This is a genomic window from Bacillus sp. NEB1478 (genome assembly GCF_031582965.1).
Classification (GTDB): Bacteria; Bacillota; Bacilli; order Bacillales; family Fictibacillaceae; genus Fictibacillus.
On the sequence record NZ_CP134049.1, the window covers coordinates 135,437 to 152,155 of the forward strand.

The window sequence follows — 16,719 nt, forward strand, 5'->3', positions numbered from 1 at the left end:
ACAGGTGAGACAATTTTGGTGCAAAGCGCCAAGGTGGCTCACCGCACGCCCCGTGGAAAGCGAGCAACCTGGAACGGAAACCAATCACTTCTAAGAGCAACAATAGTTACGAAAACAGCCTATATAGTTAATGTGAAGGAACATAATCCGGATAATTTGTAATGATAGCATCTACATTTGCATCTATAAGGGGTTGTACTTCTTCTTGCTTTCGTACTGTCCATCCCATAACACCCATGCCCATATCATGAACTTTCTTCACGATTGGGGGGTTGATTAATCCTTGATACGGATTCACATATTCCGCATATGCTGAGATCTCTGCGAGTTTTTCATCTGTAAGGTCAGCGGAATTGCCAGTGAGAACTCCATCAGGTACAGCTGGCAGAAGCTCGTCCATTTTTTTAACAGCATCAAATTCAAAGGACTGGATGATAATCTGGCTGTTTTTCGGTAAATCCATTTGGCGTTCTTTTAATGCTTTGGCTACTTTTTGTTCGATATCAGGATAATAATAAGTTGCCTTCAATTCGATAAGTATTCCTGTTTTGCCCCGAAATTTATCAAGCACCTCTTCAAAGGTTGGCACTTTTTCACCAGCATATTTTGATGAAAAAGAACTCCCCGCATCCAGCTGGCGGATTTCTTGTAAAGTATGATCTTTTACATATCCCGTTCCGTTTGTTGTTCGATCTAAAGTAACATCATGAATAACAACAAGCTTTCCGTCTTTTGTTTCCTGAACATCAAGTTCAATATAATCAGCTTTCATATCTACACTTTTTTGAAAAGCTGCCATCGTATTTTCTGGAGCATAGCCCGAAGCACCACGATGAGCTACCGTTTCTACTTGGTTAGATGGTTCATAAGCAATACTTGGATTAGCAAATAAAGTTCCCATAATACCAACAGATAAGACCGAAGCAAAAGCTGCATTCTTGATGATCATCAAATCCATCCCCTTTTATTGGTTTGTGGTCATCCTGATTGCCTCATGCAAACAATCAGAACCCACATCAATAATGCTAGCAAAAGTAAATGGATACGGAATGGTCAGATCATCATGGTTATTTTAAAGAATGAAAGGCCTATATGCGCACGAATATTAACAATTACAGCTGACTTTAAGACACCTTTAATATTTTGTGAATGATGTTAAGAAGGCCGAGGCATAAAGAATGAGGAAAATTAATATAGGATATGGGACATTTGGTGCAGAGCTTGTTCAACACAACAAAAAATGCCTGTTTTTTTTTACGTGGTGGACGGTCATCGCATACTGCGAAAAAATCAACCACTTAAAGCTAGTGAAAAAAGCCCTTTAATAGGTCTTATCCAATTTTTCGACAAAAAATTTCCCGGAAAATAAAACATAATCCATAAAATCAGCCTCCAAGAGGTTATTCTTGTTAAATTTTGAGAAGAAACACAGGGATTTATCGAAAATTGTGGAATACAGGATTATCAGTCTATAAATATATGAGGGAGAATAGCGATGCCTAATATTGTAGATATAGTCCAATCACAAGTGATTTCCTCAATTAAAAATGAAAAAGACATTGAATGCGCAATTAAGGCGACTGCAAATATCACATTTGTTTTGACCGGAGATATCATTACGGGGAAAGGGTATATAGACCAATTAAAAGCAGCTGGCAAAATGACATTTGTGCATCTTGATTTTATTGAAGGACTTTCAAATACGAAGAGTGCGATTACATACATAGCGAAGATTTGGAAACCGATGGGGATTATTACAACAAAAAGCAACCTAATTAAGTATGCGAAAGAAGAAGGGTTAATGACGATTCAGCGATTGTTTCTCATTGATCGAAATGCATTGAAAAGAGGAATAGAAATTGCTCATAATTGCAAACCCGATGCCATTGAAGTATTGCCCGGCTTAATGCCTTCAGTAATTGATGAATTAACAAGACTGACAAATTTGCCGATTATTGCCGGAGGATTGATCAGTAATAAAGAAGAAATCCTGAACGGTCTTAAAGCAGGGGCGTTGGCTATTTCATCTGGTGATCCAAAATTGTGGAATTTAGAGTTATAATTTGTTAAAGAATTAGTTATAAATAATCTGAAAATTATAAAAATATATTGAATTCTTTAATCTATTATAATATGATTAAATCGTAATTTAATTCCATAAAACAAATATAGTCTTCAGGTAGAGAAGCGGAGAACCCTGTGACATTAATGTGTATTACGTATTAGTAATACAGTTAATCGTCATGGGGTTTTATTGTTTTTTGGAAAGTGCAGGATCATGTTTGGAAAGAAAACTTTCTATTCAAGGAGGAAAAAATGAAAGCGAGATCTCAAAATTTTATTGTGTATGCAGCTACACTTGTACTCGTGATGGGTTGTGTTTTTTCATTTGCTCCAGCTCCAAAAACCAGCGCTTTAGAAGGTGTTCCATCACTGCTCATTACAGAAATCATTCCGAACACGGATAATTATGCGGGCAGCGATGCTTTTGAGTATTTGGAAATCTATAATAATAGCGATCAGCCGATTGATTTAAAAGGGTATCGTATCCAATCAGGAAATATGAATGCTGTTATTTCTGATCCACTTATTATTGAACCATGGTCGACACATCTTTTTTGGACAAGAACATCACAGGTTCAGCCAATTAGTCTAGAAGCTTTCAATCACAACTATTTTTCTTCATACAAAAGTAAGTATATGAATGAAAACCAAATAAGAATGCTAGATAATGTTCCAGGGATTGTGAATGGCGGACAAACGATTAAACTATTAAATCCACAAGGAATTGAAGTCATAAAAGTGGTTTATACCGGTGCTGATGTTCTTTTGAAAAATCAGTTGAATTCGGATATCCGCAAAACGGGAGCACAACGATGAGAAAGCTAGGTGGCGGTGCGAATCCGACACCAGGTTGGATTGTTCCAGGACAAGCGCCTGCAAGACCAGTGTCTGATAACGTGACTCCAGCAGTTCCGTCTAATATTCAAGCAAAGGCTGGAGCAGGTGAATTTTTAGTAAAGTGGGATTTGAATAAAGACGCTGACATTTATCGTTATCATATTTATAAGGATGGAGTGCTGGAATATTCAGTGGATCCTTCCAAAAATGAATTTACTGTTTCTGGTCTTATGGGTAACCGAGATTACGTGATTCAAATGTCGGCAGAAGATACTTCAGGAAATGTATCTGAGAAATCAGTCCCGGCTGTTGTACGGCCGTCTCATCAAATCATTACGCAGGAAGAACGATCACCTCACGTCAAAGATCCAAAATATCAGGAACTTTGGGACATAAGTGAAGATGGACCCGTTATTCCAGGATTGGCTCAAGATATTGTCCCGCAGGGAATTACGTATTATAAGAAAAAGGACTGGCTGATCACCGTTAATTATTTAGATGACGGCAGACCTGGAACGTTGACCATAACGGATGCTACTAGTGAAAAATTAATTAAATCTGTCTTGTTATATAACGAAGACGGCACACCTTACACGGGTCATGCTGGCGGGATTACGGTCAGTAGAGACCATATTTGGATAGCCTCAGAACAATTCTTGTATCAGCTGAAAATCAGTGATGTTGTTAATGCTGATAATAATGCGGAAATCAATTTTATTAACCAAATTCCGCTTCCAGTAGAAGCTGCTTACAATGTGTATGATGAAGGTATTTTATGGGTCGGAGAATTTTACGAGGCGAACGATTATCCGACAGATCCATCTCATCACATCGTAAACCGGGATGGTGTTATGCAATATGCTTGGATGGTAGGTTACGATCTTGAGCGAAATAACGATAATCTTTCGAAGGATCAATGGAATGGGGATCCGGCAAAAACAGCAACGCCTGATTACGTATTATCGACTACGGATAAAGTCCAGGGTGCCATTGTTCAGAAAATGGGTATCGCTCTAAGTACTTCTTATGGAAGAGGGAATGACAGCGTCTTGTATCGCTATGAACATCCTTTAAAAGAAGAGCCTCATAGTAGTGTTGTGGTAAATGGAAAAGAGGTTCCACTATGGTTCCTCGATGGTGCAACTTCTAAACCTCGTGAAAGTATAGCGGCAATACCTATGCCAGAGGGAATTGTAACGGTGAAAAAAGAACTTTATGTCCTTTTTGAATCTGGTGCAAATAAGTATCGGTATACGACTACTTATCCGATGGATCGGATGCTTAAAATAGATTTAAAAACGCTAATGAAAGATGATAAACAAATGGATTGATTATGAAAAAAGGTGAAGGGAATTCTCGGATTAAATAACAATAATAAACACAGAGGAGGGATAGCTTAATCGCTATCCCTTTATCTCATTTCACTATCTAATCCCATTGGTTAAATAAAAGTTGTTATCTGTTTTTATTGAGTGTCATCGTCGCTTTTGTACTCCAAAATATCCCCTGGCTGACAATCTAAAGTCTTGCATATTGCTTCTAATGTTGAAAAACGAACGGCTTTTGCTTTCCCATTTTTCAGAATGGAAAGATTCGCCATAGTTATGCCAACCCGCTCCGAAAGCTCTGTTACACTCATTTTTCGTTTTGCCAGCATCACATCAATATTAATAATAATGGCCATATTCTCCACCTCAGACCGTTAAATCATTTTCTGATTTTATATTAATCGCTTCTTGCAAAAGTCTTTGGAGAACAGCAGCAAAAACGGCGATAACCAACGAAGCAAAAGGAATGATCATTCCAACAAATATGAGACCTGGGGCATCGTCTTTTTCTGCCACGAGATAGTAGAGCGGCAAACCTAAGACATGCAAACTACAAATGGAAATAGCGCAGTATTTGATTCTCATTAAAGCTCGAACAGACAATTCAGAGAAAGCAATGTTCTTGTCAATATAACTTAACAGTTTAAAAGTTTGATAAAGGGCGAAGTAAAAAGGTAATGCCCCTCCATATAAAAGGATGAAAATGATATATTTTATGGAATGAACTCCTAAGTAATCCGATACCGCATCTGCCAGTTCAGGAACCAGAAAGATGCACAAAGCGAGAACCGGAATTCCAATGAGAATAACAGCTATCTTCATAAATAATGTGGTTGCTATCTTCATAAAAAACACCTCTCATATAAATGTTAATTGTTTTTTGGCTGTGAGTCCAAGATATTCTTTATTGGTTTTTGAAGAACGGCCACAAAAGCTATGACGACACTTGTTGCTAAAACTCCCATTAGCCCCAGAGATATTGGACCTGCTGCATCATCACCTGTGAATTGAGCATGCACCCTTAAATAAACGATTGCTGCCAAAATAAAGAAAATGACAGTAAAAGCGCATTTTTTTATTACATTCAAAGATTGAAGAGATAACTCAGAGAAAACATTGTTCTTTTCGATATAGGTTAAAAGTTTAAATACTTGATACAACGCTGCAGAAAAGGTAATACATATTCCATATGCACATACCAAAAGTGGATATAGCGAATAATCACCTGGACGCTCTATCGCGTCTCTTCTGGCTGCTTCAGGCAACAAAAAGATACACACGGCAAGCACTGCAATTCCAATTAGAAAAATTATTACCTTTAAGAAAGTGGTTGAAGATTGTTTAAAATCCATTTAAAACACCTCACTTATTTAATGACAAGATGATTTTATCATATTAATTTATCGTTTTACAATAAATTAATATTGTTTTTTATTATATGATTATTGTATTGCAATATGTATGTAATTACAAAAGGCAATAAAAAAAGTGAATTCACATGTGAATTCACGCTTAAAATATATTGTGGAATTAAATTTTGCATTTCAACCCATTAAAAAAATATCCGTTCTCTTTTTATATTTTGTTCTTTTCATTAAACAACTTTGTTGAATAATATGCCTTTGACTGATGAAAAGACATAATCAGGCTGCCATTCAGAAGTTAGAACATCGTCAGTCTGTGTAACCCCTGACAATACGAGGGCGGTTTTCATCCCTGCATCAAGTCCCATTTTAATATCCGTTTCAAGCCGGTCCCCGATCATGATGCATTGTTCTGGAGGAAGGTTAAGGATATTGATCGCGGCTTCTACCGTTACTATAGATGGCTTCCCAATTTGAATATCGATCTTTTTCCCGGTAACCCCTTCCAATGCTCCGATCATACCTGCACAATCCGGAACCTCTCCGAACTCTACTGGACATGTTCGATCTGGGTTCGTTGCGATTGTAATAGCTCCATTTTTAACCGCCTGGTAAGCAAAGTTCAGATGGTCATAATGAAAGCTTCTATCCCATGAAATAATGACGATATCTGTTTCCTCTGGCTTTTGAGCTGCTACAAATCCTTCACGATAAATTTCATCTTTAATAATCTGCTCGCCGATGATATAAAGTTTGGCCCTAGGGTGGTGTCTTTTCAAATAGTTGATTAAGGTTATCGTTGGATTCAAGATATTGTCTAACGTCACATGAATATTAAAGTTCCTGAGCTTTTCTACGTATTTCTGCCTGGATTCAATGGTTTTATTCGTCAAAAACAAAATTTGTTTCCCTTCATGTTGAAGACTTTTAATCACCATATCAGCATCTTTAATTAATTGATTTCCGAGATAAATCGTTCCATCCAAGTCAAAAATATAGCCTTTGATATCCTTCATATCTTCCTCCATCTCAGGAAAAAAATAATCCCTTGAGCTTGACGAATAATCCAACTTAATTGGATTATTCATTGCCCAAGGGATTCTCCTGTTCTCCATCCTTGTTCATATTTGGTTATAGTTTAATGCTCATCATTTCTTCTGCTTTTTGAATTTTACCTTTTGTATTTAAACGAGTGAGTTCCTCATCATATGGTTCCTGATCACTTAAATGAACTAAAATCACTTTATCAATAGCGTTTAGTTCATAGGATTCGGCAATTTCAGTTAAGCTGGTATGATTGGGATCATGCTTCTTAGCTGTGGTCGCTTCATGAATTAGTACATCAATATGTTTATAGGATTGGATGTGTGCATTGATTTTACTGTCTGCCGAATAAACCACCAGTTGATGATCCGCTTTTATTTCCAGTCCAACAGTTGGTACAGAATGGAGTGCCGGAAAGCAGGAAATACACATATCGGTATCTGTTAGCAGTTTTTCGTTTCGATCACCATTGAATGTTCTGATATGGATCGAAAATTTTATTCCCCAATCATCGATACCCATCGTGTCTAACCAGCTGTCGAGTTTTTCTTTATTCCTTTCATCACAATAAACGGTGAGCGGCTTTTGCCTGTTTTCCAGCCACATCCCCCATAATAAAGAAGGCAGTCCATAAATATGGTCAATGTGAAAATGGGTGAAGATGATGGCGTCAAGGTATTCTAATTCCACGTTGAGCTGTTTCAGTTTTCTGCAGGGATTTCCGCTTACGTCGACGAGAACATGAAAGTTATTATGAGAAAAACAAATTGACGTATTGTCCCGTTCAATGCCAGGATAGGCACTGCCCGTACCTAGAAAATGTATGTCCATTCAAACCACCGCCTATTTAATCCCAGAATGCATAAAGCTGGATACGAACTGTTTTTGGAAGATAAAAAATGCTATAAGTAACGGGAAGATAACCATTACGGTTCCGGCTGTTACCATGCCCCATTGAGCTCCTGTTTCGTAAGATTGGGCAAATAAAGCTAAACCGACCGTTAATGGACGGTTTTCATCAGAGTTTGTAATAATTAACGGCCACATGAAGTTGCTCCAGTGATGACTGACTGAAACTAATGCAAAAGCGAGATAGGTGGGTTTGGCAGATGGAACGTAGACGTGCCATAATGTCTGCCACCATTTGCAGCCATCGATTTTAGACGCTTCGTCTAAGTCATAAGGAACTTGCTTAAATGTTTGTCTTAATAAAAACACCCCAAACGCTGATGCCCAATAAGGGAGCATTACGGCAAGCTTCGTATTTACTAAGCCTAACTGACTCATAATCTGATAGTTTGGAAAGAGAAGGATTTCAGGCTGGATCATCAATTGAAGTAAAAATAAGAGAAACAATACATTTTTCCCTTTAAAATTTAATCTTGCAAAAGCATATGCACCCAAAGTAATCGTAAATAATTGAACGATTAAAATTCCGAAAACAATAATAAAAGTATTTAAGTAATAGGTTAGGAATGGGGCGACATGCCAGGCATCTTTATAGTTTTGTAGAGTTGGATGAGAAACCCAAAGCGGAAAAGAGTTTCCGATCACTTCTTTACTCGTTGAAAAGGAAGTAATGAGTACCCAGAACAAAGGAATAAAGAATATGATTCCTAAAAGAATGATGAAGAGGTAATTAAGCTTTTTATACAATGAAATCCCTCCTTTCCTAGTAATGGATTTTTTTATCTAAGAACAAATAATTGAATGCGGTAATACTTAATAGAACGGCGATTAGAACGACAGTTAAAACGGCTGCTTTACCTAGGTCCCAATTCGTAAAGGCTGCTTCATAAATATGATAAAGCAAAAGGTTACTGGCATTATCAGGTCCGCCTTTTGTCATGATGTATAGGTGATCTACGTTTTTAAAAGCATTTGTGATGGCTACTATCATGACGAAAAGAGTAGTCGGCATTAATAAAGGAAAGGTGATATAACGGAACATCTGAAAAGGTTTAGCTCCTTCAATCATGGCAGACTCATAAACATCTTTCGGCAAATTTTGCAGTCCGGCTAAATAAAAAATCATATAGAAACCTGTATCTTTCCAAATGATCATTAGTATCATGGCGATCATGACTGTGCTTTGATCACCTAACCAGTTTGGTCCATGTGCCCCTAATCCCTGCAAAAACTTAGCGAGAAGACCGTATTGTGGTGTATAGATAAAAAGCCAGATGTTGGCCACTGCGATCAATGGAATGATTGTTGGATAAAAGAAAGAGGTTCTAAGCAATGCGCTGCCAGCCATTTTTTTATTCAACCAAATCGCTAGATACATAGCTAAAAACAAACTGGCTGGAACAGTCCCGATGATAAAAATGATGTTATTCATGATCACTTTTCTAAAGATTTCATCTGTTAAGACTTCTTTGTACTGATCCATACCTGAAAATTTAAGCCTGGTCATCGGACCGCTGTAAAAGCTTAAATAAACGGATTTAAGCGTCGGATAAAATGTAAATAATGACAGGAAGATAAAAGAAGGCAGTAATAATAAATAAGCAAATATATTCTGCTTAAAACCAGGACGAAACTTTTTTTTATCCTTTGTTAATGGGGCATGATCCAGCATAATATTTTTTTTATACGTTCTTGGTGTGTTATCCATAATTGTTATGACAACCCCCTATCCCTTGATGAAGGGAGAAGCCCAAATTTATCGTTCATTTGAGCTTCTCTATGCTTCTTCCTTTTTATTTAGTCTTGAAAAGGCTCTAAAACTTTTTCAGCGTCTTTCTGGGCTTTATCTAAACTTTCATCCACACTGCTTTTTCCAGTTAATACAGCCTGGATGGCATCGTTGAATATTTTTTGGACTTCACCGTTTTGATAGGTTGCCAGTTCACTATCTGCGTATTCCAGCTGCTCGCGTGCGATAACGGCTTGCGGGAAATCAGTTACATATTTTTTTAGCTTATCTGTTTCATAAGCTGACTTTCTCGTAGCTACATATCCTGTGTCGATCGACCATTGTGCTACGCGCTCAGGTTCTGTCAAAAACTTCATGAACTTAATGGCTGCTTTTTTATTTTCTTTTGGTACCCCTTTAAACATATAAATATTTCCTCCGCCAGTCGGGGAACCGTATTGATTATTTGCAGGGAGGTAGGCTACTCCAAAGTCAAAATCAGCATTCGCTTTAACATTTGTTAAGTTTCCGGTGGTGTGATACATCATGGCCGTTCTTCCGCTTAAGAAATCAGATGGAACCGTAGCCCATTCGATTGCTCCTTCAGGCATTACTTTGTGCTTTTTGCTTAAATCCAGGTAAAATTGCAAAGCTTCTTTCGTATATGGCGCATTAAAATACGTTTTCTTGCCATCCTCGGACATGATGTTTTTCTCTGTTTGCAAAGCTAGTGCTTGAGTCATCCAATATTGATAACCAGTACTTGGAATCTCCAGCCCCCATTGATCTTTTCCGCCATTCACTGTTAATTTCTTGCCGTAATCGACTAGCTCATCCCATGTTTTTGGAGGAGCATCAGGATTAAGTCCTGCCTTTTTGAAAGCGTCTTTGTTGTAGTAAAGGACGATTGTGCTTCTTTGAAATGGAAGGCTCCAAACTTTATCGCCAACTTTTGAATTTGCCATAAAAGCATCATAAAAATCATCAAAATATTTTTTATCAAATAATGGCGTCATTTCTTCAATGACATCATTCTCCCGGAGCGTAAATAGATCGATAGAAAACAACACCGCTAATTCAGGAGGATTTCCGCCTTGGACCGCAGCCATTACCTGAGTCATTGTTTCGGAATAACTGCCCCCATATCTGGCGTTAACTTTGATATCAGGATTTTCCTTTTCGAAGTCTGCCACTAAATTGTCCACAATTTTAGCAACATCTCCACCGACAGCAACAGGGAAATAGAAGTCTATTTCTGTGACATCCTTTTTGGACCCTCCATTGCCATTACTTGTACCGCTGCTACAAGCTGCAAGAAATACAAGCAGCAAAGCAGTTAACAATGAGAACAACTTTTTCATCCATAACTCCTCCTTAATAAATGGTTTTATAAATAAAATAAATAAATCCCCATGAACAATAAAACGTATTACAACAACGTAATACACTTTATTGATCACAGGGTTCTCTTCATCTCTACCCCAAGACAATAAATGTCCTGTAAATTATTTGATTATTTATAATAATAAAACAATTATTTCTAGTTAGCAATCATTTTTTGTATGCGCTTACAAAATATATAAAATAAAGGCTGTTTTCGTAAACTTTGTTGCTTATGAAGGTGGTTAATTTCCGTTCCAGGTTGCTCGCTTTCCGCGGGCAAGCGGTGAGCCACAATGTGTTCAAGGATGTATTGTGCTCCTGCGTCTACAAGCAAATCCTCTCGAACCAGGATTACTCGTCGCATGCCTTGCGAGAAGAATTTCAAGTGGTTGGCACGCACCTTACACTCAGATTAACTGTCAATGATGACAAGATAAATGAGATTTGAAAGCAAATATCTTTTAGAAAAAAGCCTAAAAAAACCTCCCTGGCAGACAGGGAGGTTGAAAATCGTGTAATTATACAGTTTGAACTGCTTTTTCTAGAGCGATTTCAGCTGTTACATAATCATAGCCAAGGTCTATTGCTACTGCTTCATATGTTACAAATCCGCTAGCAGTGTTAAGTCCAGATCTAAGAGATGCATTTTCAGCGATTGCTTTTTGAGCACCTTTGTTCGCAATTTGCAGTGCGTAAGGTACTGTTGCATTCGTAAGTGCGATTGTAGAAGTACGCGGAACTGCACCAGGCATGTTAGCTACAGCATAGTGAACAACACCGTGCTTGTCGTAAGTTGGGTTGTCATGAGTTGTGATGCGGTCTACAGTTTCAAAGATTCCGCCTTGGTCGATCGCAACGTCAACAATTACAGAACCTGGAGTCATTGCTTTGATCATTTCTTCTGTTACTAGTTTAGGTGCTTTTGCCCCCGGGATAAGAACTGCTCCGATAACAAGATCAGATTCAGCCACTGCTTGAGCGATGTTTAACGGGTTAGACATCAACGTTTGGATGCTGTTACCGAAAATATCATCTAATTGACGAAGACGGTCTGGGCTCAAGTCGATGATTGTAACGTCAGCGCCAAGTCCGATTGCCACTTTTGCTGCGTTCGTTCCAACAACACCACCACCGATGATTGTAACTTTACCACGGCGAACTCCAGGTACACCTGCAAGCAGGATTCCTTTTCCGCCCTTAGGCTTTTCAAGGAATTGTGCACCGATTTGTGCAGACATACGTCCAGCTACTTCACTCATAGGTGTAAGAAGCGGAAGTGTGCGGTTGAATTCAACTGTTTCATAAGCGATTGCTGTTACGCCACTCTCAGTAAGAGCTTTTGCCAATGCTGGCTCAGCTGCAAGGTGAAGGTAAGTGAAAAGAATGAGGTCTGAACGGAAATACTTGTACTCAGATTCTAAAGGTTCTTTAACCTTCATTACCATTTCTGCTGCCCAAGCGTCTTTTGCTTCTGCTACGATTTCTGCTCCTGCTGCTGCATAATCTTCGTTTGTAAATCCGCTGCCGACACCTGCGTTGTTTTCGACTAATACTTTGTGGCCTGAAGCTGTTAATGTTACAACACCAGATGGCGTAATCGCTACGCGGTTTTCGTTGTTTTTAATTTCTGCTGGAACTCCAATAATCATTTGTGAATCCTCCTATATAAATAAACTGTTGATTGCGTTTTCAATTGTGATTTCAGTATAAAAGGGGAAGAGACGTATTTCATTGTTAGGAAATCAAAAAATGGAAAAAAGCATTTGTGAATATTCACAAATGCAAGTCCTAAAATATTCTATTTAATTTAAAATCCAGATAGATCATGATCTTTTGATGAGGGCTTTTCAGATCAATGTTCGTGATTTCGCTGATTCGTTTCAGCCGGTAGAGGAGTGTATTCATATGGATGTGGAGTACATCCGCTGCTTTGTTTAAGTTTTCATCCATTGTTAAATACGTTTCGAGCGTGTAGTATAGCTCGGTTTTATGAAGGCGGTCATAATGCTGCAGTTTTGCGAGCATTTCGTTTTGATAACCTTGTCTTTGTTGTTTTTCATAAATGCTGTCTAAAAATTGATAAATCCCAAGCTCGTGATAACCGTTCAGCGATAAGGTTTCTCCACCAAGCTTTTCCTGTACAGCTAAAACAGTTGAAGCTTCTTTATAGCTTTTCTCAACTTGTGTAAAAGAAGTAACGAGGCTGCCATACGCTGCTTTTACATCTGAAACAGAAAAACGTTCTTTCATATGTGTGAAAAAGGATTCAACAAAAGATTTTGCTAGATCTAATGAAGGTTCTTTACCGACAGGTGAAGCTAACAATAGCATTTGGTTGCTGTCAGCTGCTGATAAAAGGACATTGATTTTTTGGTTGACTGCTGCAATGTATAAAATGTCTTTTTCCAATGACGGTGTAATCTCTTCTTGAAGCTGCAGTATAAAAACGGATGCCGGTAAAACGGGCAATATATTTAACTCATGCAGTTTCTCTACTATTAATTCTTCTTTTGGAAGGTTTCCGGTCAGCATTTTCCAAAATAGCTCCTGGCGGTTTTCTTCCTTCCTTTTTGTACCGATTTGCATTTGCAGTAATTGGCTTTTAGCGGAGACTGCTGCAAGCTTTAGCATTTCCATCTCGTCAGGGGAAAGTTTTTTCTCCACTTCAAGAACCCAAATATACCCGAGGACTTCGCTGTTTTTTCGAATGGAAACAGCTACCCGGTCTCCAAGCCCGACTTTTTGTATAGAAGTAACCCGAACGGGGTCATCACTTTCTTGTAATTTTGGAATAACGCCGTCTTTCCAGAGACTGTTCACAACTTTTTCAGGAACGCGTCTGCCGATGATCGTTGCGATACGCGCCGGATCTGTGCCATCTTCATGTGTGCTGTAAGCAAGAAGCCGATGGTTCTGGTCCTCAATCGTTACAGGACAAGAGAGAACATCACTAATTTTATCGGCCAGGTTTTCAAGGCTTCCGAAGGTCCCTTTAAAAGGGTCTGTTTGATAATCTTTCATACGAATCTCCTGCCTCACATTCTATTACTTTTATTTTAACAAAATATAGGAAAGTTAACAGGATAAAAAGGGGTTGGGGACGATATGTAGAATTTGTAAATACAAAATATTGTTGGGAGGCAATTATAATGAAGTTTAGTGAGTTTACATATGAAAGACCGGATATAAATAATTTGAAGTCTGCTTTTGAAGAGGCTGTGAAAATTTTTCGTGAAGCATCATCCGCCGACGAACAAAATGAAGCGATGAAAAAAGTCGTTTCGTTGCGAAATAGCTTTGAATCTATGGCAAGATTAGCGAAAATTCGTCATACGATTGATACAGAAGATGTGTTTTATAAAGACGAACAAGCATTCATGGATGAAAACCTTCCCGTTTATCAAGGGATGGTTACAGCCTTTCATGAAGCTCTTGTTGCGTCTCCGTACAAAGCTGAGCTGGAACAAAAATGGGGCAGCCAGCTGTTTCGTTTAGCAGAATTAAAAGTTAAAACGTATTCTGATGATGTATTGGAAGACTTGAAACAGGAAAATAAATTAAGCTCTGAATATGTAAAGGTGATGGCGTCCGCAAAAATTGAATTTGACGGAAAAGAGCTTAACCTGGCACAGTTAGCGCCATATGTTCAGTCACCAGACCGTGAAACTCGTAAGGCTGCGGCTTTTGCAGGTAATCAATTTTTAAAATCGAATGAAGAACGTTTCGATACAATCTACGATGAATTAGTGAAGCTGCGTACAAAAATTGCACACAAATTAGGCTATAACAATTTTACAGAACTAGCTTATGACCGAATGGGCAGAACCGATTATAATGCGTCAGATGTAAAAGTTTTTCGTGATCAAGTAAAAGAGATCATTGTTCCGCTTTGCACAAAATTAAAAGAGCGGCAGCAAAAACGAATCGGTCTCGATGAGTTTAAGTTTTATGATGAGCCATTCAGTTTTACAACTGGCAATCCAAAACCACAAGGTGATGCAAATTGGATCGTTGAACGTGCAAAAAAAGCGTTCTCTGGCCTCTCGACAGAAACGGGAGCTTTCTTTAACTACATGGCTGAAGATGAACTGATGGATTTAGAGAGCAAAAAAGGCAAGGCGCCTGGCGGATATTGCACCTTCATTCACGATTATCAGGCTCCGTTTATTTTTACAAACTTTAATGGATCAGATAATGATGTGCGCGTGTTGCTGCATGAGATCGGTCATGCATTCCAAATGTATACAAGCCGCGGTTATGAAGTGCCGGAATATCAGTTCCCGACTTTGGAAGCATGTGAGATTCATTCAATGAGCATGGAGTTTCTAACGTATCCGTGGATGGAAGAACTGTTCCAACAAGATACTGAAAAATATTTGTATTCCCATCTGACCGGGGCAGTTGAGTTCATTCCATACGGTGTAGCAGTGGATGAGTTCCAGCATTTTGTTTACGACAATCCGGACGCGACGCCAGCAGAGCGCCGCAAGATGTGGAGTGCATTAGAGAAAACGTACTTGCCGCACCGTGATTTTGATGGTTTGGAATACCTAGAAAACGGAGGGTTCTGGCACAGACAAGGCCACATTTTCCGTTCGCCTTTTTATTACATTGACTACACACTCGCTCAGATCTGTGCACTGCAGTTCTGGAAGCTTTCCGTGGAAGACCGCGATCGTGCATGGGAAGACTACTTCGCTCTTTGCCAAAAAGGAGGAAGTCTTCCATTTACAAAACTAGTAGAAGAAGCTGGATTGATCTCACCATTTGAAAAAGGCTGCGTCGCGTCAGTTGTCGGGGAAGTAGAGAAGTTTATTGAATCAGTTGATGAAAAGAAGTTTGTCAAAGCCTGATTTTTTAGGATAGAAGAAGAAACGAAGGACTCAAAAAGCGTAATTTAGCTGCTTTTTGAGTCTTTTTATGTAGGGAAATATCTTGATGTAGAGAGGGGAAAACGAAAACGGAAGAAAACATGTGCAGAAATGGAGCAAACCGCCTGAGATGTATTTGAATATGGCTAAGGGAAATAAATTGTTTGGGGTCAGTCCCCATTTGTTTTCTTCTATGTTTGAAGAATTAATGACACTTGGCTTGGGAATGCTGATTTCAGTATGTATTGGGTTTGTGTATAGTGGTTACAGTGGTAAAATAATGAGAGATTGTTAATAGCAGTTTAACGAGAATTGATCTGCTATTTTATTTTTAGTAGAGAAGGAGTTATAAAATCATGGCTGAACCGAAACAGCGTAATTATACACCTTTAATTATTGGATTATCGATCGCGATCAACGTTTTAGTAGCAATATTGTTCTTTCTGCCGGAATATGAGGGAGAAATTACATTCGATGTAACGTTGCTTCCGCGCTTGAATGCTATATTTAACAGCTTTACGTTTGTGTTTTTATTAGCTGCCCTCTATTTTATTAAGCTGAAAAACATAACGCTTCATAAGCGCTTCATCTTTGCAGCATTTACGAGCACGACGCTCTTTTTGCTGTCATATGTGACGTATCACTATTTGACGGAATCCACAAAATATGGCGGTGAAGGTCCGCTTAAGTATATCTATTTCTTTATTTTGCTCACTCACATACTGCTTGCAATTGTAATTGTGCCGCTTGCATTAATTACTGTGACACGCGGATTAAACATGCAGGTTGAAAAACACCGTAAAATTGCGCGCTGGACGATGCCTTTATGGCTGTATGTAAGTCTAACTGGTGTACTTGTATACTTGATGATCTCACCTTACTATACGTAATAAAAACAAAAGGTTTTGCTAGGAAAATGCAGCAAAACCTTTTTTATTTGGGCTGTTTTCTAAAAGATTGTGGTTTTAAGCAAGTTTTGTAAAAGTGCTGAGTGTAGAGAAAGTAGAAAAATCGACAACAAATAGCAGTGAAATTTACGAAAATAGTCTTTATTTTACGCTCTTTTATAAAAGATTGTTGCTTTTAGATTATTTTTCAAATGATCTTCATGTGCAAGTTGATTGGAGGGCAAGGTGCGAGACTCCAGCGGGATCACCGCACACCCCGCGGAAAGCGAGCGACCTGGAGCG

16 protein-coding genes are annotated in these 16,719 nt (G+C 38.6%); 5 read left to right on the forward strand and 11 right to left on the reverse strand.

The features are described 5' to 3' along the window. Positions 1 to 127 precede the first annotated feature (127 nt). Positions 128 to 949, reverse strand: a complete 822-nt coding sequence (locus RGB74_RS00645) for a glycerophosphodiester phosphodiesterase (protein ID WP_310761067.1) — start codon at positions 947 to 949, stop codon at positions 128 to 130. 546 nt (positions 950 to 1,495) lie between these two features. Between RGB74_RS00645 and RGB74_RS00650 the strand changes: the two genes are divergently transcribed. The 3 genes from RGB74_RS00650 to RGB74_RS00660 all read left to right on the forward strand — a co-directional run bounded on the left by RGB74_RS00650 (position 1,496) and on the right by RGB74_RS00660 (position 4,232). Beyond that, complete coding sequence (locus tag RGB74_RS00650) at positions 1,496 to 2,062, forward strand: glycerol-3-phosphate responsive antiterminator (protein ID WP_310761068.1); 567 nt, start codon at positions 1,496 to 1,498, stop codon at positions 2,060 to 2,062. A gap of 254 nt (positions 2,063 to 2,316) precedes the next feature. After that, positions 2,317 to 2,880, forward strand: coding sequence for a lamin tail domain-containing protein (locus tag RGB74_RS00655; RefSeq protein ID WP_310761069.1), 564 nt, complete (start codon positions 2,317 to 2,319; stop codon positions 2,878 to 2,880). Beyond that, on the forward strand, positions 2,877 to 4,232 hold the full coding sequence (locus RGB74_RS00660; protein ID WP_310761070.1) for a phage tail protein: 1,356 nt from the start codon (positions 2,877 to 2,879) through the stop codon (positions 4,230 to 4,232). Before RGB74_RS00655 ends, RGB74_RS00660 begins: the two co-directional genes overlap by 4 nt. Positions 4,233 to 4,366: 134 nt before the next feature. On the opposite strand, the gene RGB74_RS00665 is transcribed toward RGB74_RS00660, so the two are convergent. The 10 genes from RGB74_RS00665 to RGB74_RS00710 all read right to left on the reverse strand — a co-directional run bounded on the left by RGB74_RS00665 (position 4,367) and on the right by RGB74_RS00710 (position 13,679). Further along, positions 4,367 to 4,585, reverse strand: coding sequence for a helix-turn-helix domain-containing protein (locus RGB74_RS00665; RefSeq protein WP_310761071.1), 219 nt, complete (start codon positions 4,583 to 4,585; stop codon positions 4,367 to 4,369). A gap of 10 nt (positions 4,586 to 4,595) precedes the next feature. Next, complete coding sequence (locus RGB74_RS00670; RefSeq protein WP_310761072.1) at positions 4,596 to 5,075, reverse strand: DUF2975 domain-containing protein; 480 nt, start codon at positions 5,073 to 5,075, stop codon at positions 4,596 to 4,598. A gap of 23 nt (positions 5,076 to 5,098) precedes the next feature. Then, complete coding sequence (locus RGB74_RS00675; RefSeq protein WP_310761073.1) at positions 5,099 to 5,581, reverse strand: DUF2975 domain-containing protein; 483 nt, start codon at positions 5,579 to 5,581, stop codon at positions 5,099 to 5,101. A gap of 242 nt (positions 5,582 to 5,823) precedes the next feature. Further along, positions 5,824 to 6,609 (reverse strand): HAD-IIA family hydrolase, encoded by a 786-nt coding sequence (locus RGB74_RS00680; protein ID WP_310761074.1) that lies wholly within the window; start codon positions 6,607 to 6,609, stop codon positions 5,824 to 5,826. Between the two features lie 115 nt (positions 6,610 to 6,724). Continuing rightward, complete coding sequence (locus tag RGB74_RS00685) at positions 6,725 to 7,468, reverse strand: MBL fold metallo-hydrolase (protein ID WP_310761075.1); 744 nt, start codon at positions 7,466 to 7,468, stop codon at positions 6,725 to 6,727. Between the two features lie 12 nt (positions 7,469 to 7,480). Next, positions 7,481 to 8,293, reverse strand: coding sequence for a carbohydrate ABC transporter permease (locus RGB74_RS00690; RefSeq protein WP_310761076.1), 813 nt, complete (start codon positions 8,291 to 8,293; stop codon positions 7,481 to 7,483). Positions 8,294 to 8,309: 16 nt separating this feature from the next. Then, positions 8,310 to 9,218, reverse strand: a complete 909-nt coding sequence (locus RGB74_RS00695; RefSeq protein ID WP_310762950.1) for a carbohydrate ABC transporter permease — start codon at positions 9,216 to 9,218, stop codon at positions 8,310 to 8,312. Between the two features lie 125 nt (positions 9,219 to 9,343). Further along, on the reverse strand, positions 9,344 to 10,636 hold the full coding sequence (locus tag RGB74_RS00700) for an ABC transporter substrate-binding protein (protein ID WP_310761077.1): 1,293 nt from the start codon (positions 10,634 to 10,636) through the stop codon (positions 9,344 to 9,346). A 540-nt stretch (positions 10,637 to 11,176) separates the two neighbouring features. Then, positions 11,177 to 12,307 (reverse strand): alanine dehydrogenase, encoded by a 1,131-nt coding sequence (gene ald / locus RGB74_RS00705; protein ID WP_310761078.1) that lies wholly within the window; start codon positions 12,305 to 12,307, stop codon positions 11,177 to 11,179. Positions 12,308 to 12,446: 139 nt separating this feature from the next. Further along, positions 12,447 to 13,679 (reverse strand): PucR family transcriptional regulator, encoded by a 1,233-nt coding sequence (locus RGB74_RS00710; RefSeq protein WP_310761079.1) that lies wholly within the window; start codon positions 13,677 to 13,679, stop codon positions 12,447 to 12,449. 128 nt (positions 13,680 to 13,807) lie between these two features. On the opposite strand from RGB74_RS00710, the gene RGB74_RS00715 reads away from it, so the two are divergent. Next, entirely contained in the window at positions 13,808 to 15,511 is a 1,704-nt protein-coding gene (locus RGB74_RS00715) for a M3 family oligoendopeptidase (protein ID WP_310761080.1), read from the forward strand. Positions 15,512 to 15,885: 374 nt separating this feature from the next. Continuing rightward, entirely contained in the window at positions 15,886 to 16,419 is a 534-nt protein-coding gene (locus tag RGB74_RS00720; protein WP_310761081.1) for a DUF420 domain-containing protein, read from the forward strand. Positions 16,420 to 16,719: the final 300 nt, after the last annotated feature.